Here is a 24,879-nt window from a genome sequence, read left to right as displayed (position 1 = left end):
TCCCCTGTCCGTAACTCCCCTTGCAACGCGCCGGACTTGACGCTCCTCCGGCGCGTCAGCGCATCAACACCCCCGCGGCCTCCCTGGCGTCGAGGTCGTCCGGGGGCAGGGCCACCAGGCCCATCTCGGCCGGACCGGCCAGCAGCGGATGCGCGGGCAGGACGCGGACGGTGTAGCCGAACGGCCCGGTGCGGTCCAGCGCGAGCGGCCCCTCGTACAGCCAGCTCCCGTCCTCCGCCTGCCCGCCGGACACCTTGAGCGGTACGTGGACGGCGTCCGCGCCCGCGATGGAGTCCGACTCGTCCACCCGTCCGGCGACCACCTGCACCTCCACGTCCCCCGGGTCCAGGTCGCCCAGGGCCACCCGCACCCGCAGCGCCAGCGAACCGCCCAGCTCCACGGACTCGCAGACCGACTCCACGTGGTCGATCGCCACGCGCGGCCAGCCGGCCCGCACCCGCGCCTTCCACTCGGCCAGCCGGCCCGCGGCGGAGGCGTCCAGCGCCCGGTGGGCGCGGGCGGCGGGGGTGTACAGCCGCTCCACGTACTCGCGCACCATCCGGTCGGCCAGCACCTTGGGGCCCAGGCGGCCGAGCGTCTGGCGGACCATCTCGATCCACCGCTCCGGCAGCCCGGAGCCGGTCACCCCGCGGTCGTAGAAGCAGGGCGCGACGTGCTCCTCCAGCAGTTCGTACAGCGCCGCGGCCTCTATGGCGTCGCGCCGCTCCCGGTCCTCCGGGCCCTCGCCGAGCGGGGCCCCGCCGGCCGGGGTGCCGGCCGCTCCGCCGTCGGCCGTCGGGATGGCCCAGCCGAAGTCCGGCTCGTACCACTCGTCCCACCAGCCGTCCGGCACCGAGAGGTTGAGGCAGCCGTTGAGCGCCGCCTTCATCCCGGAGGTGCCGCACGCCTCCAGCGGGCGCAGCGGGTTGTTGAGCCAGACGTCGCAGCCGGTGTAGAGCCGCTGCGCCATGCCCATGCCGTAGTCGGGCAGGAAGACGATCCGGTGCCGCACCCGCGGGTCGTCGGCGAACCGCACCAGTTCCTGGATCAGCCGCTTGCCGCCGTCGTCGGCCGGGTGCGCCTTGCCCGCGACCACGAACTGCACCGGCCTGCTGGGGTGCAGCAGCAGTTCCACGAGCCGGTCGCGGTCGCGCAGCATCAGCGTCAGCCGCTTGTAGGAGGGGACGCGCCGCGCGAAGCCGATGGTGAGCACGTCGGGGTCCAGGACGCCCTCGATCCAGCCCAGTTCGGCCTGGGAGGCGCCGCGCTGCCGCCAGGACGCGTACAGCCGCTGCCGCACCTCGTGCACCAGTTGCTCGCGCAGGGTGCGGCGCAGTTCCCACAGTTCGGCGTCGCTCGCGTCGGCCCGCAGCGCCCGCACCTCGTCGGCGGTCCAGGTGGGCGCGTGGACGCCGTTGGTGACGGAGGTGATGGGCACCTCGGCGGCATCGAAGCCCGGCCACAGCCCGGAGAACATCTCCCGGCTGACCGCGCCGTGCAGCGTGGAGACCCCGTTGGCGCGCTGGGCCAGGCGCAGGCCCATGACGGCCATGTTGAACAGGCCCGGCTCGCCGCCCGGATAGGTCTCCGTGCCCAGCCGCAGCACCTGTTCGACGTCCACGCCGGGCAGCTCGCCGTCGTCACCGAAGTGACGGGCCACCAGTTCGCGGTCGAAGCGGTCGATCCCGGCGGGCACGGGGGTGTGGGTGGTGAACACCGTCCCGGCGCGCACGGCTTCCAGGGCGGCGTCGAAGGAGGCGCCGTGCTCGCCCAGTTCCCGGATGCGCTCCAGGCCGAGGAAGCCCGCGTGCCCCTCGTTGGTGTGGAACACCTCCGGTTCGGGGTGGCCGGTGACGCGGCAGTACGCGCGCACCGCCCGGACCCCGCCGATGCCCAGCAGCATCTCCTGGAGCAGCCGGTGCTCGCTGCCGCCGCCGTAGAGCCGGTCGGTGACGTCGCGTTCGCGGGGGGCGTTCTCCTCCACGTCGGAGTCGAGCAGCAGCAGCGGCACGCGGCCGACCAGCGCCCGCCAGACGTGGGCGCGCAGGTTCCTCCCGCCCGGCAGCCGCAGGTCCACGCGGACCGGGGCGCCGCCCGCCTCGCGCAGCAGCTCCAGCGGCATCTCGTTGGGGTCCAGGACGGGGTAGTGCTCCTGCTGCCAGCCGTCCCGCGACAGGCTCTGGCGGAAGTAGCCGTGCCGGTACAGCAGTCCCACGCCGATCAGCGGGACGCCGAGGTCGCTGGCGGCCTTGAGGTGGTCGCCCGCGAGGATGCCGAGGCCGCCGGAGTACTGCGGCAGGGCGGCGGTGATGCCGAACTCGGGGGAGAAGTAGGCGACGGCGGCGGGCAGTTCGCCCTCCGCCCGCTGGTACCAGCGCGGCTCGGTCAGGTAGTCCTGCAGGTCGCCGGCGGCGACGGCGAGCCGCCGCAGGAAGCCGCGGTCGTCGGCCAGCTCACCCAGCCGCCGGGCGGACACGGCCCCCAGCAGCCGCACCGGATCGCCGCCGGTCGCCTGCCAGCCGTCGGGATCGACGGCCCGGAACAGCTCTCTGGTCTCGGGGTGCCAGGACCAGCGCAGGTTGTGCGCCAGGTCGCTGAGCGGTCGTAGGGGCTCCGGAAGGACGGGACGCACAGAGAATCGACGAATGGCCTTCACATCTCGACGGTAGCGGGATCACCGCCTTTTTCGCCCCGTAACCCGGAATCGCGCCTCGAACGGACCCATACGCGCATATGCCCGTACCCGGTGCCGCGACGCCCCCGCATTTCTGGCACCCCGTGCCGCACCGCGGACGCAAACCACCGACGGTACCGCTCCCATGGCCCATCCGTCCCTCCTGTGCGCGGCTACGTACCGGTAGTTCACATTGCGCCGGATTGCCCCTCCCATTCCCGTGGGCAGGTTCTTTTCCTACGGCCCTTTCGGGGCACTCAGACACGACAACCGTCACGCCACCCGAGTGAAAGCGGACAGGAGCGGCCATGCCCGCAGCCCGCAAGTGGTCTGTGGAACAGATAGAAAGAACAAAACCACCCGTAACGGCACCAGGTGATCCCATGATCGGTCGCATTCCCGTACTGGACGTCCACCCGCTCGTCGACTGCGGGCGCCGCCCGGCGAAGGCCGTGGCCGGGGAGACCTTCCTGGTCTCGGCCACCGTCTTCCGGGAAGGACACGACGCGGTCGGCGCGAACGTGGTGCTGCGCGATCCCAGCGGACGGTCCGGACCGTGGACCCCGATGCGGGAACTGGCACCCGGCACCGACCGCTGGGGCGCCGAGGTGACCCCCGACTCCGAGGGGCGCTGGACGTACAGCGTCGAGGCGTGGGGCGACCCGGTCACCACCTGGCGGCACAACGCGGGGATCAAGATCCCGGCCGGGATCGACACCGAGCTGACCCTCGCCGAGGGCGCGGCCCTGCACGAGCGGGCCGCCGTCGGGGTGCCCAAGAGCGAGGGGCGCGCGGCGGTCCTGGACGCGGTGGACGCCCTGCGCGACACCTCCCGCCCGGTCGCCGCGCGGCTGGCGGCGGCCCTGGCGCCGGAGGTGACGGCCGTACTGGACCGCCACCCGCTGCGCGAGCCGGTCACCGTCACGCGCCCGCTGCCGCTGCTGGTGGAGCGCAGGCGGGCACTGTTCGGCTCGTGGTACGAGTTCTTCCCGCGCTCGGAGGGCGCGGTCGTGCGCGAGGGCGAGCCGCCCGTCTCCGGCACCCTGCGCACGGCGGCCGAACGGCTGCCCGCGGTGGCCGCGATGGGCTTCGACGTGGTCTACCTGCCGCCGATCCACCCCATCGGCGAATCGTTCCGCAAGGGCCCCAACAACTCCCTCACCGCGGGCCCGCACGACGTGGGCAGCCCGTGGGCCATCGGCTCCTCCGCCGGCGGCCACGACGCGATCCACCCCGACCTGGGCACCTTCGAGGACTTCGACCACTTCGTGGCCCGCGCCCGCGAACTGCGGATGGAGGTCGCCCTCGACTTCGCCCTGCAGTGCTCCCCGGACCACCCCTGGGTCAAGGACCACCCGGAGTGGTTCCACCACCGCCCCGACGGCTCGATCGCCTACGCCGAGAACCCGCCGAAGAAGTACCAGGACATCTACCCCATCGCCTTCGACGCGGACTTCTCCGGCATCGTCGCGGAGACCCTGCGCGTGCTGCGGCTGTGGATGGACCACGGGGTGCGGATCTTCCGCGTGGACAATCCGCACACCAAGCCGGTCGTCTTCTGGGAGAAGGTGATCGGGGAGATCAACCGGACCGATCCCGACGTCATCTTCCTGGCCGAGGCGTTCACCCGCCCCGCGATGATGCACACCCTGGCGAAGATCGGGTTCCAGCAGTCGTACACCTACTTCACCTGGCGCAACAGCAAGGACGAGCTGACCGAGTACCTGACCGAACTCTCCGGGGACGCCGCCTCCTACATGCGGCCGAACTTCTTCGTCAACACCCCCGACATCCTCAACGAGTACCTCCAGCACGGCGGTCGCCACGCCTTCGAGATCCGGGCCGTGCTCGCCGCGACCCTGTCGCCCACCTGGGGCGTCTACGCCGGCTTCGAGCTGTGCGAGGCCACGCCGGTGCGGCCGGGCAGCGAGGAGTACCTCGACTCGGAGAAGTACCAGTTGCGGCCGCGCAACTGGGCGGCCGCCGAACGGGCGGGCACCACCGTCACACCGCTGATCACCGAGCTGAACCGGCTGCGCCGCCGCCATCCGGCACTGCAGGAACTGCGCAATCTGCGCTTCCACCACTCCGACAACCCGCACATCATCATCTACTCGAAGCGCAGTACACACCCTTACGCCGACACGGTCCTCACCGTGGTCAACCTGGACCCGCACCACACCCACGAGGCCACGGTCTCGTTGAACCTGGCGGAACTCGGCCTCACGCCCGCGCAGGAGAGTGGCGCCGATCTTTTCCCGGTGCGCGACGAGCTCACCGGCGAGACCTATCACTGGGGCAGGGACAACTATGTGCGCCTGGAGCCGGGCCGTGCCGCGGCACCGGCGCACATCCTCACCCTGCGACCGTCCCAACAGACCGGAGGGTCACCCAACCATGACCGTCAATGAACCCGTCATCGACACGTTCGAGGACACGCCCGCCAAGGACCGCGATCCCGAGTGGTTCAAGCGAGCCGTCTTCTATGAGGTGCTGGTCCGGTCCTTTCAGGACAGCAACGGCGACGGCATCGGCGATCTGAAGGGCCTCACCGCCCGTCTCGACTACCTCCAGTGGCTGGGCGTGGACTGCCTCTGGCTGCCGCCGTTCTTCAAGTCCCCCCTGCGGGACGGCGGTTACGACGTCGCCGACTACACCTCGGTCCTGCCGGAGTTCGGCGACCTCGCCGACTTCGTGGAGTTCGTGGACGCCGCCCACCAGCGCGGCATGCGGGTCATCATCGACATGGTCATGAACCACACCAGCGACCAGCACCCGTGGTTCCAGGAGTCCCGCCGCGACCCCGACGGCCCGTACGGCGACTACTACGTGTGGGCGGACGACGACAAGAAGTACGCGGACGCCCGCATCATCTTCGTGGACACCGAGGTGTCCAACTGGACGTTCGACCCGGTGCGCAAGCAGTACTACTGGCACCGTTTCTTCTCCCACCAGCCGGACCTGAACTACGAGAACCCGCGGGTGCAGGAGGAGATGATCTCGGCCCTGCGGTTCTGGCTCGACCTGGGCATCGACGGCTTCCGGCTGGACGCGGTCCCGTACCTGTACGCGCAGGAGGGCACCAACTGCGAGAACCTGCCGCAGACCCACGAGTTCCTCAAGCGGGTGCGCGCCGAGATCGACGCCCACTACCCCGACACCGTGCTGCTGGCCGAGGCCAACCAGTGGCCGGAGGACGTCGTCGACTACTTCGGGGACTACTCCAAGGGCGGCGACGAGTGCCACATGGCGTTCCACTTCCCGGTGATGCCGCGGATCTTCATGGCGGTGCGCCGCGAGTCCCGCTACCCGGTCTCCGAGGTCCTGGCCAAGACCCCGGCCATCCCGTCCGGCTGCCAGTGGGGCATCTTCCTGCGCAACCACGACGAGCTGACCCTGGAGATGGTCACCGACGAAGAGCGCGACTACATGTACGCGGAGTACGCCAAGGACCCGCGGATGCGCGCCAACATCGGCATCCGGCGCCGGCTCGCCCCGCTGCTGGAGAACGACCGCAACCAGATCGAGCTGTTCACCGCCCTGCTGCTGTCCCTGCCGGGCTCGCCGATCCTGTACTACGGCGACGAGATCGGCATGGGCGACAACATCTGGCTCGGCGACCGGGACGCGGTGCGCACGCCCATGCAGTGGACCCCCGACCGCAACGCGGGGTTCTCCTCCTGCGACCCCGGCCGGCTCTTCCTGCCCACGATCATGGACCCGGTCTACGGCTACCAGGTCACCAACGTCGAGGCGGCGATGAGCAGCCCGTCCTCGCTGCTGCACTGGACCCGGCGGATGATCGAGATCCGCAAGCAGAACCCGGCCTTCGGGCTGGGCTCGTACACCGAGCTGCCGTCGTCCAACCCCGCGGTGCTCGCCTTCCTGCGCGAGTACGGGGACGACCTGGTGCTGTGCGTGAACAACTTCTCGCGCTTCCCCCAGCCCACCGAGCTGGACCTGAGCGCCTTCAGCGGGCGCCACCCGGTGGAGCTGATCGGCGGGGTGCGCTTCCCGCCCATCGGCGAGCTGCCGTACCTGCTGACGCTGGCCGGGCACGGCTTCTACTGGTTCCGGCTGCGGAAGCAGGCCTGAGAGAAGGACGGTGGTCCGGGAAACCCGGAAAGGCGGGTTAGTCCCGGGCCACCGCGGGCACCATTGCTATCACCACCAACGGCGGGCACCGGCCGAGTTCACTAGCCCGCTCGGTGGGTACTCCCCGACACGTCCCGCACCGCCGGACAGCCACAGCCGCAATCCGGGACACTCTGCCGTACCTTTCGTGTGCCCGGGGAAAGGACGCCATGTCGGACAGCTCCTCGCCCCGCGCCGCCGTCGCCACGCGCGAGTCCGGGGGCGCGGCGCTGCTGCGTTCGCTCACGCCACTGCTCACCGAATGGCTCCCGCGGCAACGCTGGTTCGCCGGGAAGGGACGGCCCGTCAGCGGGTTCGCCCTGGTCGCCGCCACCGAGCTGCTGCCGTGCACGAGCGGCGCCGCGCCGGGCCTGCTGCACCTGCTCGTCCGCGCCCAGCAGCCCGGCGGGCCGGACCAGGCCCACCCGGCGCCCGCCGACTGCTACCAGCTCCTGCTGGGTGTGCGCCCCGCCCTGCCGCCCCCGCTCGCCGGCTCCCTGATCGGTCACCCCGAGGACGGTCCGCTGCGCGGTCGTACGGTGTACGAGGCGCTGCACGACCCGCGGCTGGCCGCCGTACTGCTGGAGCGGCTGCGTTCCCCGGGACGGCTCGGGCCGCTGCTCTTCCAGCGCGAGCGCGGCACCGTCATCCCCACCGGGCTGCCGCCCCGGCCGCTGAGCGTGGAGCAGTCGAACTCCTCGGTGGTCTACGGCGACCGGTACATCCTCAAGCTGTTCCGCCGCGTCAGCCCCGGCGTCAACCCCGATCTGGAGCTGCCGCTCGCCCTGGCGCGGGCGGGTTCGGACCGGGTGCCCGCACCCGCCGCCTGGTTCGAGGCGCGGCCCGGCGGCGAGGGGGACGACCCGATGACGCTGGGGGTGCTCCAGCCCTTCCTGCCCGGCACCAGCGACGGCTGGCAGCTCGCGCTGCGCTCGCTGGCGGCCCACGGCGACTTCTCCGGCGCCGCGCGGGCGCTCGGCCAGGCGATCGCCGAGGTGCACACCACGCTGGCGCAGGCGCTGCCGGTGATCGCGCTGCGCCGCCGGCAGCTTGAGTTCATCGCCTCCGGCATGAACGAGCGGCTGGAGGCCGCGGCCGCCTCCGTACCGGCCCTGCGCCCCTACAGCGGGCGGCTGCACGCCGTCTTCGACGCCGTCGCCGAACTCGGCCGCACCGGACGGTCCTGGCCCGCCCAGCGCATCCACGGCGACCTCCACCTGGGCCAGGCGCTGTGCGCGGGCGAGACCGACCGCTGGTCGATCATCGACTTCGAGGGCGAGCCCGCCCGTCCGATCGCCGAGCGCCGCCGTCCGCAGCCGGTCGTGCGGGACATCGCGGGCATACTGCGCTCGTTCGACTATGCGGCGTGCCAGCACGCCCGGGTCTCCCCCGACGAGGCCGGCTGGGCCCGCCGGTGGGCCGAGAGGAACCGCGACGCCTACTGCTCCGGATACGCCGACGCCTCCGGCTCCGACCCGCGCGACGAGGACGTGCTGCTGCGCGCGTACGAGACCGACAAGGCCGTCTACGAAGTCCTGTACGAGGCCAGGCACCGCCCCGCCTGGCTCGCCATCCCGATGTCCGCCATCCACCGGCTCGCGGACGCCTGAACGACTCTGCGCACCAGGAGGCCTCTTCCGTGACCCCCCGTCCTGACAGCCGTCCGATCTCCGACGCCTCCCCGCGGCCCGGCCGCGCCAGCGCCCGGGACGGGGAGGCCCCCTCCGCCGCGCCCTCCGGGGCCGCCGGTCCGGCGGACGCGGCGGGGACGGGGGAATCCGCCGGTGCCGCGAAGAAGACCGCGAAGAAGACAGCGGAGAAGCCCGCGAAGAAGGCCGCGAAGAAGACCGTGAAGAAGACAGCGGAGAAGGCGGCCGTGAAGAAGGCGGCGGCGAAGAAGACCGCCGCCAAGAAGGCGCCGGCCGAGGGGGCCGCCGCGCGGAAGACGGCCGGGAAGACCGCGAAGAGGACCGTGAAGAAGGCCGTGAAGAAGACTGCGGAGAAGGCGGCGGGGAAGGCTGCGGAGAAGACCGCGGAGCAGGCGGCCGGGAAAGGTCCGGCGGAAGCCCCGGCCGAGCCGGTGGCCCTCCGGCAGACCGAGCCCCTCAAAGAACACGCCGCCAACTGGCCCGACGCCCGCCCTCCCGCCCCGCGCGGGAGCGGGGACGCGCCGTCCGGCGGGCTGGCGGAGCACGGCGTGCGGGCCGCCGGTCCGCTGGACCCCGGCGAGCGGCAGCGCCTGCTCCACGGCTCCCACCACGACCCGCACGCCGTGCTCGGCGCGCACCGGGTGCCCGGCGGGGTGCTGTTCCGGACCCTGCGCCCGTACGCCCGCGCGGTCACCGTCCTCGTCGAGGGGCTGCGGGCCGAGCTGCACGACGACGGCGACGGGCTGTTCTCCGGCGTGCTGCCCCTGTCGGTGGGCGCCTCGATCCCCCCGTACCGGCTGCTGGTGCGCTACGGCGAGGAGCCCGGGGTGGACGAGATCGAGACCGAGGACCCGTACCGCTTCCTGCCCGCCCTCGGCGAGCTGGACCTGCACCTGATCGGCGAGGGGCGCCACGAGGAGCTGTGGAAGGCGCTCGGCGCCCGCCCCATGGTCCACGCCGGGGTGTCCGGCACCCGCTTCGCCGTCTGGGCGCCGAACGCGCTGGGCGTGCGGGTCGCCGGGGACTTCAACTACTGGGACGGAACGGCCTTCCCCATGCGTTCGCTGGGCGGCAGCGGCGTGTGGGAGCTGTTCCTGCCCGGCGTCGGCCCCGGCGCGCTGTACAAGTTCGACATCACCCGCCCCGACGGCTCCCACACCCTGCGCGCCGACCCGATGGCCCGCCGCACCGAGGTGCCGCCCGCGACCGCCTCGATCGTGGAGGAGTCGCTCCACGTCTGGCACGACGACGCGTGGATGGCGCGCCGCGCCGAACGCGTCCCGCACCGGGAGCCCCTGTCGGTCTACGAGGTGCACCTGCCGTCCTGGCGTCCCGGCCTGACCTACCGCGAACTGGCCGAGCAGCTCCCGGCGTACGTCAAGGACCTCGGCTTCACGCACGTGGAGCTGATGCCGGTCGCCGAGCACCCCTTCGGCGGCTCCTGGGGCTACCAGGTCACCGGCTTCTACGCGCCCACCGCGCGGATGGGCACGCCCGACGACTTCCGGCACCTGGTCGACCGCCTCCACCAGGAGGGCATCGGCGTGCTGATGGACTGGGTGCCCGCGCACTTCCCCAAGGACGAATGGGCGCTGGCCCGCTTCGACGGCACGCCGCTGTACGAGCACTCCGACCCGGCCCGCGCCGAGCACCCGGACTGGGGGACGCTGGAGTTCAACTTCGGCCGCACCGAGGTCCGCAACTTCCTGGTCGCCAACGCGGTCTACTGGTGCGAGGAGTTCCACATCGACGGCCTGCGGGTGGACGCCGTCGCCTCGATGCTCTACCTCGACTACTCGCGCGAGCCCGGCCAGTGGACCCCCAACGTCCACGGCGGCCGGGAGAACCTGGATGCGGTGGCCTTCCTCCAGGAGATGAACGCCACCGTCTACCGCCGCTGCCCCGGTGTGATCACCGTCGCCGAGGAGTCCACCGCCTGGGACGGCGTCACCCGCGCCACCCACCACACGGGCCCGGGCGGCTTCGGCGGGCTGGGCTTCGGCTTCAAGTGGAACATGGGCTGGATGCACGACTCCCTGGAGTACATGGCCAAGGAGCCGATCCACCGCAGGTACCACCACAACGAGATGACGTTCTCCATGGTGTACGCCTACTCGGAGAACTACGTCCTGCCCATCTCCCACGACGAGGTGGTCCACGGCAAGCGGTCGCTGGTGTCGAAGATGCCGGGCGACTGGTGGCAGCAGCGGGCCAACCACCGCGCGTACCTGGGCTTCATGTGGTCCCACCCGGGCAAGCAACTGCTGTTCATGGGGCAGGAGTTCGCCCAGGGCGCGGAGTGGTCGGAGGCGCACGGCCCGGACTGGTGGCTGCTGGACCCGGCGTACCCCGCCGCGGGCGACCACCAGGGCGTGCGCGACCTGGTGCGCGACCTCAACCGCGTCTACGCCGGTACGCCGGCGCTGTGGGAGCGGGACACCGACCCGGCGGGCTTCGCCTGGATCGAGGGGGGCGCGGCCGACGACAACGTCTTCGCGTTCCTGCGGTGCGCCGCCGACGGCAGCCCCCTGGTCGCCGTCTCCAACTTCTCCCCCGTCGTCCGCCACGACTACCGGCTGGGCGTCCCCGGGGAGGTCCCGGCCTGGCGCGAGGTCCTCAACACCGACGCGGCGCGGTACGGCGGCAGCGGGGTGGGCAACCCGGAGCCGCTGAAGACCGACTCCGTCCCGGCCCACGGCCGCCCGGCCAGCATCGCCCCGACGCTGCCGCCGCTGGCGACCGTCTGGTTCGTTCCGGCCTGAGGCAGGCGGGGCCCGACCCCAGGACAGGCCGCACGGCCCTGTCCTGGGGGGCGGACAGGGCCGTGCGGGGTGAGCCCGGGGCGAGGTGGGGAGGGTCAGACGCCCGCGGGCTTCTTGGCGGCCGGGCCGGTGGGGTCGGATCCCGGCGTGGTTCCGGAGGCGCCGGCGGCCCGCGAGGGGGCGCCGTGGCCGTCGTCGACGAGCGTTCGCTCGTCGAACGGGATGCGACCGGCCAGCACCGCGGCCACCCGGTCCTTGTCGATCTCCTTGGTCCAGGTGCCGATCAGCACGGTGGCGACCGCGTTGCCCGCGAAGTTCGTCAGGGCGCGGGCCTCGCTCATGAAGCGGTCAATGCCGACGATCAGGCCCACGCCGTCGACCAGTTCCGGACGGTGGGACTGCAGGCCGCCGGCGAGCGTGGCCAGTCCGGCGCCGGTGACGCCCGCCGCGCCCTTCGAGGCGATGATCATGAAGGCGAGGAGCGAGACCTGCTGGCCCACCGAGAGCGGGTCGCCCATCGCCTCGGCCACGAACAGGGAGGCCATCGTCAGGTAGATCGCGGTGCCGTCGAGGTTGAAGGAGTAGCCGGTGGGGACGGTGATGCCCACGACCGGCTTGCCGACGCCCAGGTGCTCCATCTTCGCGATCAGCCGCGGCAGCGCCGACTCGGAGGAGGAGGTGGACAGGATCAGCAGGAACTCGCGGCCCAGGTACCTCAGCAGCGTGAGGATGTTCAGGCCCGCCACCAGCCTCAGCAGTGCGCCCAGCACCACGAAGACGAACAGCAGGCAGGTGGTGTAGAAGCCGATCATGATGACGGCCAGGGACGTCAGCGCGTCCACGCCCGTCTCGCCGACGACCGCCGCGATGGCGCCGAAGGCGCCGACGGGGGCCGCCCACATGATCATGGCCAGGACGCGGAAGACGAGCCGCTGGAGGTGCCCGATGCCGCGCAGCACCGGTTCCCCGGCCGGTCCCATCGCCTGGAGGGCGAAGCCGACGAGCAGGGCCACCAGCAGGGTCTGGAGCACCTCGCCCTCGGTGAGGGCCGAGACCAGGGTGGTCGGGATGATGCCCAGCAGGAAGTCGGCCGTGCTCTCGCTCGCCCCCTCGGCCTGCGCCGCGCCGGCGTTCCTGGCCTCCTCGGTGAGCTGCAGCCCGGAGCCGGGGTCCAGCAGGTTGCCGACGACCAGGCCGATGGCGAGGGCGACCGTGGACATCACCAGGAAGTAGCCCAGCGCGAGCCCGCCCACCGCGCCGACCTTGGCGGCCTTCCGCACGGAACCGATGCCCAGCACGATGGTGCAGAAGATCACCGGCGAGATCATCATCTTGATGAGGTCCACGAACCCCGTGCCGAGCGGCTTGAGCTCCCTGGCGACGCCGGGGGCGGCGAAGCCGAGCGCGATGCCCGCCAGCACCGCGGCGATCACGGCGACGTACAGGTAGTGCGTGCGGTCCCGCCTCTTGGCCTGCGCAGTCTCGGTCGACACGTCGTGCTCCTCGGGGTGACGGCTACAGCTCGCGTGGCGTCCCGGTGACTATGCATCCCGGTGTGAGGCCGGTCACCGTTGCGTGCATTACGTGCACGGAAAACCGGCGGGGCGCGCCCGGCCCGGTGCGCCCGTCCGCGCCTGCCCGGCCCCCTCCGCCCCCCGGGAGGGTCCTGAGCGGCAGGTGAGCGGGCAGACTGAGGGCCATGCGCCTCCCCCGTCCCCGCAGTCTGGCGGGCCAGCTCTTCGCTATGCAGGTCGTGCTGGTGGCGGTCGTGGTGGCCGGATACGCGATGTTCACCTACCTGAACGACCGCGAGCAGGCCGAGACCTCGGCCCGGCAGCGGGCCACCGCGGTGGCCCGGACGATCGCCGTCTCGTCCTCGGTGCGCGAGGCGATCGCCTCCCCCGATCCGAGCGCGCTGCTCCAGCCGTACGCCGAGCGGGTCCGCCGCGACACCGGCGTCACCTTCGTGACGATCATGGACCCGCGCGGCATCCGCTGGACGCACCCCGAGCCGGACCGGATCGGCCGCCCCTTCGTGGGGCACATCGGCCCCGCCCAGCGGGGGGAGACCTTCCACGAGACGTACACCGGAACGCTCGGCCCGTCCGTGCGCGTGGTCACGCCCGTCCACGACGGCGGGCGGATCGTGGGGCTGGTCAGCGCCGGGATCGCGGTCGAGCGGATCAGCGCCGAGGTGCGGCGGCAGATGGCCGTCCTGCTGGCGGTGGCCGGGGGCGCGGTGGTGCTCGGCGGGCTGGGCACCTATGTGGTCAACGCCCGGCTGCGCCGCCACACGCACGGCATGAACGCCACCGAGCTGAGCCGGATGCACGCCTACCACCAGGCCACGCTGCACGCCGTGCGCGAGGGGCTGGTCATGCTCGACGGGCAGCGGCGCGTCGCGCTGATCAACGACGGCGCCCGCGAGCTGCTGGGCCTGACCGGCCGGGAGGTGGTGGGGCTGGGCGTCGCCGAGCTGGAGCTGCCCGCGCCGCTGACGGGCGCGCTGCTGGCCTCCGAGCCCCGGGTGGACGAGGTGCACCTCACCGACGACCGCGTGGTGGTGGTGAACACCTCGCCGGTGTCGGTCGGCGACCGGCGCGGCACGGTGGTCACCCTGCGCGACCACACCGAGCTCCAGGCGCTCGCGGGCGAGCTGGACTCGGTGCGCGGCTTCGCCGAGGCGCTGCGCTCGCAGGCGCACGAGGCGGCCAACCGGCTGCACACCGTGGTGTCGCTGATCGAGCTGGGGCGGGAGCGGGAGGCGGTGGAGTTCGCCACGGCCGAGCTGGAGCTGGCCCAGGCGCTGACCGACCAGGTGGTCACGGCGGTCTCCGAGCCGGTGCTGTCGGCGCTGCTGCTGGGCAAGGCGGCGCAGGCGAACGAACGCGGCGTGGAACTGGTGCTCACCGGGGATAGCAGCGTGGACGACGGCCTGCTGCCCCCCGACCTGACGGCCCGGGACCTGGTGACGGTGCTGGGCAACCTGATCGACAACGCCCTCGACGCCGCTGCCGATGCCACCGCCGACGCCGCTGCCGACGGCCCCGCCGCGGACGCCGGCGGTGCGGGCCGGGCCGCCCGGGTCACGGTGACCGTCCGGGCCTGCGAGCGGGAGCTGCTGCTGCGCGTCGCCGACAGCGGGCCGGGCGTCGATCCGGAGACGGCCGGGGAGGTGTTCCGGCGCGGCTGGTCCACCAAGGCCGCGGGCCCCGCGGGCAGGGGCCTGGGCCTGGCGCTGGTGCGGCAGACCGTGCGCCGCCACGGCGGCACCGTGGAACTGGCCCGGGCCGCGTCCGGCGGCGCGGAGTTCACCGTACGGCTGCCGCTGCGCGCCGCGGAGGTGACGGCGTGAGCGGGACGGGCCGGCTCCACGGTGCCGCCGCGGGCGGGGAGCCCATCCGGGTGCTGGTGGTCGAGGACGACCCCGTGGCGGCGGACGCCCACGCCCTGTACGTCACGCGGGTGCCCGGCTTCGCGGTCGCGGGCGTGGCGCACTCCCGGGCGGAGGCCGGACGGGCGCTGGAGCGGCTGGCCGTGGACCTGATCCTGCTCGACCTCTACCTGCCCGACGGCCACGGCCTGGCCCTGGTGCGGGCGCTGCGCGCGGCGGGCCACACCACCGACGTCTTCGCGGTGACCTCGGCCCGCGACCTGGCCGTCGTACGGGAGGGGGTGTCGCTGGGGGTCGTCCAGCACGTGCTGAAGCCCTTCACCTTCCCCACGCTGCGCGACCGGCTCCAGCGGTACGCCCGGTTCCGGATGACCACCACCTCCGCGGGCGCGGAGGCCGGCAGCCAGGCGGAGGTGGACCGGGCCCTGGCCGCGCTGCGCCCGCCGGCGCGGGCCGCGCTGCCCAAGGGGCTGAGCGCGCCGACGCTGGAGTCGGTCACGGCGGTGCTGCGGTCGGCCGCCGGGGAGGGCCTGACGGCGAGCGCGGCGGCCGGGCGCGTGGGCGTCAACCGGATCACCGCCCGCCGCTACCTGGAGTACCTGGTCGCCACCGGGCAGGCCGTACGCACCCCGCAGTACGGGCAGGTGGGACGGCCGGAGCTGCACTACCGCTGGCAGGGCTGACGCCGGCCGCCCGCCGGGCCCGTACCTGACGGTTCGTCATCTCCCGTCGCCGCAGACCCTATTGACCTGACATACGGCTGACCGTACGTTCGGCAGGCAGTCTTCGCCGCTCCGGCTCGGACTCACAGGAGGTCGCCGTGCGCCCCACCGCCCCGCTGATCCTCACCCTCGCCGCCGCCGTCTGCACCACCGCCCTCGGCGCGTGCGGCGGTGGCTCCGGCAGCGATCCGGACACCGTGAAGGTCTCCTTCAAGCAGGCCACCGACAGCAAGGTGCGCATCATGGACGACCACCTGGCCCGGGTGAAGCGGGAGTTCGAGAGGAGACACCCCGGCAAGAAGGTCGAACTGATCCCGGTCAACGCCCCGGACGCCGACTACTACACCAAGGTCCAGCAGATGATGCGGTCCCCCAGGACCGCCCCCGACCTGGTGTACGAGGACACCTTCCTGATCAACGCCGACATCACCGCCGGGCTGCTGCGCCCGCTGGACCCCTATCTGGCGAAGTGGAAGGACTGGGACCGCTACAGCGACACCGCCAAGGCCGCGGCCAGGGCGGCGGACGGGAAGACCTACGGCGTGCCGGACGGCACGGACACCCGCGGGCTGTGGTTCAACAAGGAGGTCTTCGCCAGGGCCGGGCTGCCGGCCGACTGGCAGCCGAAGGACTGGGACGACGTCCTCGACGCCGCCCGCACGGTCAGGAAGAAGGTCCCCGGCGTCATACCGCTGAACGTCTACACCGGCAAGGGCGTGGGCGAGGCCGCCACCATGCAGGGCTTCGAGATGCTGCTCTACGGCACCGGCGAGGACCCCCTCTACGATCCGGACGCGCGGAAGTGGGTCACCGGGAGCAAGGGCTTCCGGGACGCCCTGGAGTTCGTCCGCACCGTCTACGCCGAGAAGCTCGGCCCCGACGTCTCCGACGCCCTCGACCCCAACGCCCCCACCAAGGTGGCCACCGAGTGGCTGCCCGAGGGCAGGCTGGCCATCGCCCTGGACGGCTCCTGGCTGGGCAACAACTGGATCCCCTCCGGCGGCAGCCCCTGGCCCGAGTGGGACACCGTCCTCGGGCAGGCCGCGATGCCCACCCAGCACGGGCAGGCGCCGGGGAAGGTGAGCATGTCGGGCGGCTGGACCTGGGCCATCCCCGCCAAGGCCGCCAACCCCGACCTCGCGTGGGAGTTCATCGAGGTGCTGGGCACCAAGGAGAACGCGGTCCGCTTCAACATCGCCAACGCCGGGATCGCGGTGCGCGAGGACGTGGCGGAGGACCCCCGGTACCTGGAGTCGATGCCCGGCATCGACTTCTTCACCGGCCTGGTGGAGCACACCCACTACCGCCCGGCGCTGCCGGTCTACCCGCAGGTCTCCACGGCGATCCAGGAGGCCATGGAGGCGGTGACCACGGGCGACTCCTCCCCCGGGGAGGCCGCGCGGGAGTACGACGGGCAACTGGAGTCGATCACCGACGGCGCCGTCGTCTCCCGGGCGGGGTGAGGGCGCGCATGGCGTCGGGCACGGCCGCACCGCACCGGGCTCCCGGCCCCTCCCCGCGCGCCGCACCGCGCCCGGGCGGCGCGCGGGGCGCGGGACGGGCGGCGCGCTGGGCGCGGTGGCTACCGCTCGGCCCGGCGACGCTGCTGATGCTGCTGTTCCTGGCCGGGCCGATCGCCTACTGCGTGGCCATCGCCTTCACCGACCTCCAGTTGACCGGGCAGGAGTCGGCGTCCTTCACGGGCCTGGAGAACTTCCGCCGGGCGCTGGCCGACGAGGACTTCCACAACGCCGTGTGGCTCACCCTGGTCTTCACGGTGCTGTCCTCGATCGTCGGCCAGAACACCCTGGGCCTGGTGCTGGCGGCGCTGATGCGGCGGGCCTCGCGCCCGGTGCGGACGCTCACCGGGGCCGTGGTGATCTGCGCCTGGGTGCTGCCCGAGGTCGTCGCCGGCTTCCTGCTCTACGCCTTCTTCCGGCGCGAGGGCACCTTGAACGCGATCCTGGACTGGTTGCACCTGCCCGCCCAGAACTGGCTGTTCACCCTGCCGATCCTGGCGGTCTCCCTCGCCAACGTCTGGCGCGGCACCGCCTTCTCGATGATGGTCTACTCCGCCGCGCTCACCGAGATCCCGCAGGAGGTCACCGAGGCCGCCGCGGTGGACGGCGCCACCGCCCGGCAGCGGCTGTGGTACGTCACGCTGCCGATGCTCCGCCGCGCCATCGGCACCAACCTGATGCTCAACACCCTCCAGACCCTGTCGGTCTTCGGGCTGATCTGGGCCATGACCCGCGGCGGCCCCGGCGACCGCAGCCAGACCCTGCCGCTGTTCATGTACGAGCAGGCGTTCAAGAACAGCCTCATCGGCTACGGCACCGCGGTGGCCCTGCTGCTGCTCGTCGTCGGCGCGCTGTTCTCGGCCGTCTACCTGCGCCTGATGCGCGAGGAGGTGCGGGGATGAGGGGCGTGCGGGGCGTACCGGCCGCGGTGCGCCGCCGGCTGGCGGCCGACCTCGCGCTGCTGACCGCCGCCGCGGCCTTCGCGCTGCCGCTGGTGTGGCTGCTGCTGTCCTCGGTGGACGCCGGCGCCGGGCTGCGGGTGCGGCTGCCCGAGGACCCCACCACGGAGAACTTCGACGCGGTGCTCACCGAGGAGATCACCTTCGTCCCGCTGCTCAACAGCCTGGTGCTGTGCGGCGGTGCCACGGCCGTCACGGTCTGCTGCGCGGCGCTGGCCGCCTATCCGCTCTCCCGCTTCCGCTCGCGGCTGGCCCGCCCGTACCTGCTGACGATCCTGTTCGCCACCAGCCTGCCGGTGACGGCCGTGATGGTCCCGGTCTACGGGCTGTTCGTCCAGGTCGAGCTGATCGACACCGTGTACGGCACCGCGCTGTTCCTGGCCGCCGCCCAACTGCCCGTCTCCATCTGGCTGATGAAGAACTTCATGGACGGCGTGCCGGTGTCGCTGGAGGAGGCCGCCTGGACCGACGGCGCCTCCTCGCTGCAGGCCCTGGCGCGGATCGTGCTGCCCCTGATGGGCCCGGGGATCGTGGTGGTGACGGTCTTCTCGTTCGTCGCCATGTGGGGGAACTTCTTCGTCCCCTTCATGCTGCTGCTCAGCCCGGAGCGGATGCCCGCCTCGGTGAGCATCTTCACCTTCTTCGGCAACACCGGCTCGGTCGTCTACGGGCAGCTCGCCGCCTTCTCCCTGCTGTACTCCGCCCCCGCGGTCCTGCTCTACCTGCTGATCGCGCGCCGGCTGGGCGGCGGCTTCACCCTCGGCGGAGCGGTCAAGGGGTGACGTCGGGGTGCCGCGGGGGCGGGCCGGCCCGTGCCGGCGGCGTCCCGGCGGGACGCCGCCGGGGAGCCGCCGGGGAAGGGGCGGCGGGTCAGAAGACCGCCTCGGTCTCGTCCATCCGGTCCTGCGGCACCGTCTTCAGCTCCGCCACCGCGTCCGCCAGCGGCGCCATCACGATCTCGGTGCCGCGCAGGGCCGTCATCATGCCGAAGTCACCGCGGTGGGCGGCCTCCACGGCGTGCCAGCCGAAGCGGGTGGCCAGCACGCGGTCGTACGCGGTGGGGGTGCCGCCGCGCTGGACGTGGCCGAGGATGACCGGCCGGGCCTCCTTGCCCAGGCGGTGCTCCAGCTCGATGGCGAGCCGGTTGCCGATGCCCGCGAAGCGCTCGTGCCCGTACTGGTCGATCTCGCCCTTCTCGTACGGCATCGAGCCCTCGGCCGGGCGGGCGCCCTCGGCGACGCAGATGACCGCGAACTTCTTGCCGCGCGCGAAGCGCTCCTCGATCATCTTGCACAGGTCGTCCACCTGGAACGGCCGCTCGGGGATGCAGATGCCGTGCGCGCCGCCCGCCATCCCGGCCTCCAGCGCGATCCAGCCCGCGTGCCGTCCCATGACCTCGACGACCATCACGCGCTGGTGGGACTCGGCGGTGGTCTTCAGCCGGTCGATGGCCTCGGTGGCCACGGTGACGGCCGTGTCGAAGCCGAAGGTGCGGTCGGTGGCGGAGATGTCGTTGTCGATCGTCTTGGGAACGCCGACCACCGGCAGTCCGGCGTCGGCGAGCATCCGGGCGGCGGTCAGCGTGCCCTCGCCGCCGATCGGGATGAGCGCGTCGAGCCCGAGCCGCTCCAGCAGTTCCTCGGAGTTCTCGCACGCCTCGCGCAGCCGGCCCCGCTCCAGCCGGGCCGAGCCCAGGATGGTGCCGCCGCGAGCCAGGATGCCGGAGACGGAGTTGATGTCCAGCTCCCGGTAGCGGCCGTCGAGCAGGCCCTTGAAGCCGTCTTCGAAGCCGATGACTTCGTCGTGCCGGTCGACCACGGCGCGGTGCACGACCGAACGGATCACGGCGTTCAGACCGGGGCAGTCGCCGCCTGCGGTGAGGACTCCGATGCGCATGGGGATCGCTTCTCCTGCTCGCTGCTGGTTCGGATGCGCCGCCGCGATTGTTTCACGCCCTGAACGCGTTCCCGCCGCCCGTCTCATATCTCGTTCGATACGCGACACCACCGGGCACGGCGGTATGGTCAAGGGTAGATCAAGGGGTCAAGTGCACAGATAAGCGCAGGTAACCACAGATGAGCGCGCTTTTCCGGCACTTTTCCGCCGTGCCCGCGCGGGTACCCGTGCAGGGCGCGGTCCGGACGGACCAGGGTGCGAGCAGCAGCGAGGGAGAGCACACGTGACGCGCGGCGTATACGTGACCGGCATCGGCCGCGGGGACGGCCGGCAGGTCGTGGAGCTGGGGGTCATGGAACTCCTGTCCCGCCGGATCGGCCGGGTCGGCGTCTTCCGGCCGCTCGCCCACGACGGTCCCGACCCCATCTACGACCTGCTGCGCAGCCGCTACCGGCTGTCCCAGCCCGCGGGGACGGTGTTCGGGCTCGGCTACGACGAGGCCGCCGCCGTCCTGGCCGAGAAGGGCACCGACGAGCTGGTCTCCCGCCTGGTGGACCGCTTCCGCGCCGTCGCCCGCGACTACGAGGCCGTCCTCGTCCTGGGCACCGACTTCGCCGACACCGGCCTGCCCGCCGAGCTGGCGCTCAACGCCCGGCTGGCCAACGAGTTCGGCACGGCGGTGCTGCCCGTGGTGGCCGGGCGGGACCAGGAGCCCGACGCACTGACCGCCGAGGTCCGCAACGCCCACCACGCGTACGCCTCGCTGGGCTGCGACATCATCGCGATGATCGCCAACCGGGTGCCCGGCGACCACGCCGAAGGCGTCGCCCGCACCCTGGGCGGACAGCTTCCGGTCCCGGTCCACGTCCTGCCCGAGGAACCCGCCCTGACCGCGCCGACCGTCTCGCAGGTCGCCGGGGCGCTGGGGGCGGAGGTCCTGCAGGGCGATCCGGACGGCCTCGCCCGCGACGTGCGCGGCTTCGTCTTCGGCGGGGCGACGCTGCCGACCTTCCTGCCCGCCCTGACCGAGGGCTGCCTGGTCATCACCCCCGGCGACCGCGCCGATCTCGTCGTCGGCGCGCTCGCCGCCCACTCCGCCGGCGCCCCCGCCATCGCCGGGGTGCTGCTGACCACCGACCGGCGGCCCGGCGAGGAGACCATGGCGCTGGCCGCCCGGCTCTCCCCGGGCACGCCGGTGCTGGCGGTCTCCGGCAACTCGTTCCCGACGGCGGCCCGGCTGATGTCCCTGGAGGGCAGGCTCACCACCGCCACCCCGCGCAAGGCCGAGATCGCGCTGGGGCTGTTCGAGACCCGGGTGGACACCGCCCGGCTCGCCGAGCGGCTCTCGGTGGTCCGCAGCGACCGGGTCACCCCGATGATGTTCGAGCACGAACTGATCGAACGCGCGCGCTCCGACCGCCGCCACGTCGTCCTCCCCGAGGGCACCGAGGAGCGGGTGCTGCGCGCGGCGGAGGTGCTGCTGCGCCGGGGCGTGTGCGATCTGACGCTGCTGGGCGAGGAGACCGCGATCCGCAAGCGCACCGCCGAACTGGGCCTGGACCTGGGGCTGCTGGGGCCCGACGAGCTCCCCGAGGGGCCGGCGGCCTGCGCCCGGGTCGTCGATCCGGAGACCTCGCCGCTGCGCGAGCGCTTCGCCGAGCTGTACGCGAAGCTGCGCGCCCACAAGGGCGTCACCTTCGAGCTGGCCTACGACCTCGTGGCCGACGTCTCCTACTTCGGCACCCTGATGGTGCAGGAGGGGCTGGCCGACGGCATGGTCTCGGGCGCCGCGCACTCCACCGCGGCGACCCTGCGGCCCGCCTTCGAGATCATCAGGACCAGTCCGGACGCCGCGATCGTCTCCTCGGTGTTCTTCATGTGCCTGGCCGAGAAGGTGCTGGTCTACGGCGACTGCGCGGTCAACCCCGATCCCGACGCCGAGCAGCTCGCCGACATCGCCGTCCAGTCGGCCGCGACCGCCGCCCGGTTCGGGGTGGAGCCGCGGATCGCGATGCTGTCGTACTCCACCGGCACCTCCGGCACCGGCGCGGACGTGGACAAGGTGCGGCGGGCGACCGAGCTGGTGCGCGAGCGCCGTCCGGACCTGCTGGTGGAGGGGCCGATACAGTACGACGCCGCGGTGGAGCCGTCGGTCGCGGCGACCAAGCTGCCGGGCTCCGAGGTCGCGGGACGGGCCACCGTGCTGGTCTTCCCGGACCTCAACACGGGCAACAACACCTACAAGGCCGTCCAGCGCTCGGCCGGTGCCGTGGCGGTCGGGCCGGTCCTGCAGGGCCTGCGCAAGCCGGTCAACGACCTCTCGCGCGGCGCCCTGGTGCAGGACATCGTCACCACCGTGGCGATCACCGCGATCCAGGCGCAGGAGAACCGGCGGACGCGGAGCGCGCCGCCGTCCGGCCCGGAGGGTCCGGGCGGGGAGAGCGAGAAAGCGGTGAGCGCGTGAGGGGCACCCGTGTCCTGGTGTTGAACTCAGGTTCCTCGTCGGTGAAGTACCAGCTCCTCGACATGGCCGACGGGTCCCGGCAGGCCGCCGGTCTCGTCGAGCGGATCGGCGAGCGGACCTCGTACCTGCGGCACGCGCCGGCGGGCGGGCCGCGGCGCGAGCGGGAGGAGCCGGTCGCGGACCACGAGACGGCGCTCAAGGCCGTCGCCGAGGAGCTGGACCGCGACGGCCTGGGCCTGGACGCGCCCGAGCTGGCGGCGATCGGGCACCGCGTGGTGCACGGCGGACGGCGGTTCACCCGGCCGACCGTGATCGACGACGCGGTGCTGGCCGAGATCGAGCGCCTGGTGCCCGTCGCGCCGCTGCACAACCCGGCCAACCTCGCCGGCATCCGCACGGCCCGGGCGCTGGCCCCGCACCTGCCGCAGGTCGCGGTCTTCGACACCGCCTTCCACACCACGATGCCGGAGCACGCCGCCCGGTACGCCATCGACACCGCCGTCGCCGACGAGCACCGGGTGCGCCGCTACGGCTTCCACGGCACCTCGCACGCGTACGTCTCGCGCAAGGCCGCCGAGCTGCTGGGCCGCCGGCCGTCCGAGGTGAACGTCATCGTGCTGCACCTGGGCAACGGCGCCTCGGCCTCGGCGGTCGAGCGCGGACGGTGCGTGGACACCTCCATGGGGCTCACCCCGCTGGAGGGCCTGGTGATGGGCACCCGCTCGGGCGATGTGGACCCCGCGGTGATCTTCCACCTGGCGCGGGTGGCCGGGATGTCGGTCGACGAGATCGACGTCCTGCTGAACAAGCGCAGCGGCCTGCTCGGACTGTGCGGGGACAACGACATGCGGGAGGTGCTCCGCCGGATGGGCGCCGGCGGTCCGGACGCGGAGCGGGCGCGGCTCGCCTTCGACGTCTACGTCCACCGGCTGAAGAAGTACATCGGCGCCTACGTCGCCGTGCTCGGCCGGGTGGACGTGGTGGCCTTCACCGCCGGGGTCGGGGAGAACGCGGCCCCGGTGCGCGAGGCCGCCGTCGCGGGGCTGGAGGGACTGGGCCTGGCCGTGGACCCGGAGCTGAACGCCGCGCGCGGCGACGGCCCCCGGCTCATCTCCCCGGCGTCCGCGCGGGTGGCGGTGGCCGTGGTGCCGACGGACGAGGAGCTGGAGATCGCCACCCAGACGTATGCGCTGGTCACCGGCGAAGCCGCGAGAGAAACGTGAGCCAGCTCACCCCCTGGAAGGTTTCGCCATTGAACAAAAGATAGGATCGCCCCCATGCGCCGTTCCAAAATCGTCTGCACCCTGGGTCCCGCCGTGGACTCCTACGAACAGCTCAAGACGCTGATCGAAGCCGGCATGAACGTGGCCCGCTTCAACATGAGCCACGGAAGCCACGAGGAGCACGAGGAGCGGTACCACCGGCTCCGCAAGGCCTCGCAGGAGACCGGACGCGCGATCGGCGTCCTCGCCGACCTCCAGGGCCCCAAGATCCGCCTGGAGACCTTCGCGGACGGGCCGGTGGAGCTGGTCCGCGGCGACGAGTTCACCATCACCACCGAGGACGTGCCCGGCGACAAGACCATCTGCGGCACCACCTACAAGGGGCTGCCGGGCGACGTCTCCAAGGGCGAGACGATTCTGATCAACGACGGCAACGTCTCCCTCCAGGTGCTGGAGGTGGACGGCCCGCGGGTGCGCTGCATCGTCATCGAGGGCGGCGTGGTCTCCGACCACAAGGGCATCAACCTGCCCGGCGTGGCGGTCAACGTCCCGGCGCTGTCGGAGAAGGACGTCGAGGACCTGAAGTTCGCGCTGCGGCTGGGGTGCGACATGGTGGCGCTGTCCTTCGTCCGGGACGCCGCCGACATCCGCGACGTCCACCGGGTGATGGACGAGGTCGGCCACCGGGTGCCGGTGATCGCCAAGGTGGAGAAGCCGCAGGCCGTGGAGAACATGGAGGACGTCGTCCTCGCGTTCGACGGCGTGATGGTGGCCCGCGGCGACCTGGCGGTGGAGTACCCGCTGGAGAAGGTGCCGATGGTGCAGAAGCGGCTCATCGAGATGTGCCGCCGCAACGCCAAGCCGGTGATCGTCGCGACCCAGATGATGGAGTCGATGATCACCAACTCCCGGCCGACCCGCGCCGAGGCGTCCGACGTCGCCAACGCGATCCTGGACGGCGCGGACGCGGTGATGCTCTCGGCGGAGTCCTCGGTCGGCCAGTACCCGATCGAGACGGTCAAGACGATGTCGAAGATCGTCCAGGCCGCGGAGGAGGAGCTGCTCTCGCGCGGCCTCCAGCCGCTGGTGCCGGGCAAGAAGCCGCGCACCCAGGGCGGTTCGGTGGCCCGCGCGGCGTGCGAGATGGCCGACTTCCTCAACGGCAAGGCGCTGATCGCCTTCACCAAGTCCGGCGACACCGCCCGGCGGCTGTCCCGCTACCGCGCCGCCCAGCCCATCCTGGCCTTCACCACCGAACCGGCCACCGCCAACCAGCTCACGCTGAGCTGGGGCGTGGAGTCCTTCGTGGTGCCGCACGTGGACCACACCGACGAGATGGTGGACCTGGTCGACGCCGAACTGCTCAAGCTCCAGCGGTACAGCCCCGGTGACACCATGATCATGACCGCCGGCTCGCCCCCCGGCGTCCCCGGCACCACCAACATGGTGCTGGTGCACCACCTGGGCAACGACCAGCGCTGA

15 protein-coding genes are annotated in these 24,879 nt (G+C 72.4%); 12 read left to right on the top strand and 3 right to left on the bottom strand.

All coding sequences use genetic code 11. The features are described from left to right. Nucleotides 1-55 precede the first annotated feature (55 nt). Nucleotides 56-2,656: an alpha-glucan family phosphorylase gene (glgP, locus tag VE546_RS08205; RefSeq protein WP_324920152.1), complete on the bottom strand. Its 2,601-nt coding sequence runs from the start codon at nucleotides 2,654-2,656 to the stop codon at nucleotides 56-58. 401 nt (nucleotides 2,657-3,057) lie between these two features. On the opposite strand from glgP, the gene VE546_RS08200 reads away from it, so the two are divergent. The 4 genes from VE546_RS08200 to glgB all read left to right on the top strand — a co-directional run bounded on the left by VE546_RS08200 (nucleotide 3,058) and on the right by glgB (nucleotide 11,219). Then, nucleotides 3,058-5,085: an alpha-1,4-glucan--maltose-1-phosphate maltosyltransferase gene (locus tag VE546_RS08200; RefSeq protein ID WP_324920150.1), complete on the top strand. Its 2,028-nt coding sequence runs from the start codon at nucleotides 3,058-3,060 to the stop codon at nucleotides 5,083-5,085. Further along, on the top strand, nucleotides 5,072-6,769 hold the full coding sequence (gene treS / locus VE546_RS08195) for a maltose alpha-D-glucosyltransferase (RefSeq protein ID WP_324920148.1): 1,698 nt from the start codon (nucleotides 5,072-5,074) through the stop codon (nucleotides 6,767-6,769). Before VE546_RS08200 ends, treS begins: the two co-directional genes overlap by 14 nt. 209 nt (nucleotides 6,770-6,978) lie before the next feature. Further along, nucleotides 6,979-8,418, top strand: coding sequence for a maltokinase N-terminal cap-like domain-containing protein (locus VE546_RS08190; RefSeq protein WP_324920146.1), 1,440 nt, complete (start codon nucleotides 6,979-6,981; stop codon nucleotides 8,416-8,418). 29 nt (nucleotides 8,419-8,447) lie between these two features. Next, nucleotides 8,448-11,219: a 1,4-alpha-glucan branching enzyme gene (gene glgB, locus VE546_RS08185; protein ID WP_324920144.1), complete on the top strand. Its 2,772-nt coding sequence runs from the start codon at nucleotides 8,448-8,450 to the stop codon at nucleotides 11,217-11,219. Nucleotides 11,220-11,314: 95 nt separating this feature from the next. Here the strand turns inward: glgB and VE546_RS08180 are convergent, their stop codons facing one another. Then, nucleotides 11,315-12,712 (bottom strand): cation:dicarboxylate symporter family transporter, encoded by a 1,398-nt coding sequence (locus tag VE546_RS08180; protein WP_324920142.1) that lies wholly within the window; start codon nucleotides 12,710-12,712, stop codon nucleotides 11,315-11,317. 206 nt (nucleotides 12,713-12,918) lie between these two features. Between VE546_RS08180 and VE546_RS08175 the strand changes: the two genes are divergently transcribed. The 5 genes from VE546_RS08175 to VE546_RS08155 all read left to right on the top strand — a co-directional run bounded on the left by VE546_RS08175 (nucleotide 12,919) and on the right by VE546_RS08155 (nucleotide 18,596). Next, nucleotides 12,919-14,574: a sensor histidine kinase gene (locus VE546_RS08175; protein ID WP_324920140.1), complete on the top strand. Its 1,656-nt coding sequence runs from the start codon at nucleotides 12,919-12,921 to the stop codon at nucleotides 14,572-14,574. Further along, nucleotides 14,571-15,296, top strand: a complete 726-nt coding sequence (locus VE546_RS08170) for a response regulator (RefSeq protein ID WP_324920138.1) — start codon at nucleotides 14,571-14,573, stop codon at nucleotides 15,294-15,296. The genes VE546_RS08175 and VE546_RS08170 overlap by 4 nt, the downstream gene beginning before the upstream one ends. A gap of 137 nt (nucleotides 15,297-15,433) precedes the next feature. After that, nucleotides 15,434-16,798 (top strand): ABC transporter substrate-binding protein, encoded by a 1,365-nt coding sequence (locus tag VE546_RS08165; RefSeq protein ID WP_324920136.1) that lies wholly within the window; start codon nucleotides 15,434-15,436, stop codon nucleotides 16,796-16,798. Nucleotides 16,799-16,806: 8 nt separating this feature from the next. Continuing rightward, nucleotides 16,807-17,757, top strand: a complete 951-nt coding sequence (locus tag VE546_RS08160) for a sugar ABC transporter permease (protein ID WP_324920134.1) — start codon at nucleotides 16,807-16,809, stop codon at nucleotides 17,755-17,757. Next, nucleotides 17,754-18,596 (top strand): carbohydrate ABC transporter permease, encoded by an 843-nt coding sequence (locus tag VE546_RS08155; protein WP_324920133.1) that lies wholly within the window; start codon nucleotides 17,754-17,756, stop codon nucleotides 18,594-18,596. Before VE546_RS08160 ends, VE546_RS08155 begins: the two co-directional genes overlap by 4 nt. 88 nt (nucleotides 18,597-18,684) lie before the next feature. Here the strand turns inward: VE546_RS08155 and VE546_RS08150 are convergent, their stop codons facing one another. Continuing rightward, nucleotides 18,685-19,710, bottom strand: coding sequence for an ATP-dependent 6-phosphofructokinase (locus VE546_RS08150; protein ID WP_324920131.1), 1,026 nt, complete (start codon nucleotides 19,708-19,710; stop codon nucleotides 18,685-18,687). Nucleotides 19,711-19,993: 283 nt separating this feature from the next. On the opposite strand from VE546_RS08150, the gene pta reads away from it, so the two are divergent. The 3 genes from pta to pyk are packed head-to-tail and all read left to right on the top strand — an operon-like array spanning nucleotide 19,994 to nucleotide 24,879. After that, entirely contained in the window at nucleotides 19,994-22,174 is a 2,181-nt protein-coding gene (gene pta, locus VE546_RS08145; RefSeq protein ID WP_324920129.1) for a phosphate acetyltransferase, read from the top strand. Continuing rightward, nucleotides 22,171-23,397: an acetate kinase gene (locus tag VE546_RS08140; RefSeq protein ID WP_324920127.1), complete on the top strand. Its 1,227-nt coding sequence runs from the start codon at nucleotides 22,171-22,173 to the stop codon at nucleotides 23,395-23,397. The genes pta and VE546_RS08140 overlap by 4 nt, the downstream gene beginning before the upstream one ends. Nucleotides 23,398-23,451: 54 nt before the next feature. After that, the gene (gene pyk / locus VE546_RS08135) at nucleotides 23,452-24,879 is read left to right on the top strand and encodes a pyruvate kinase (RefSeq protein WP_324920125.1); all 1,428 of its coding nucleotides are present in this window, start codon (nucleotides 23,452-23,454) and stop codon (nucleotides 24,877-24,879) included.

This window comes from Streptomyces sp., from assembly GCF_035644915.1.
GTDB lineage: Bacteria > Actinomycetota > Actinomycetes > Streptomycetales > Streptomycetaceae > Streptomyces.
Note: the sequence above shows the minus strand (reverse complement) of the source record. Positions and strands in the feature narration are given on the sequence as shown.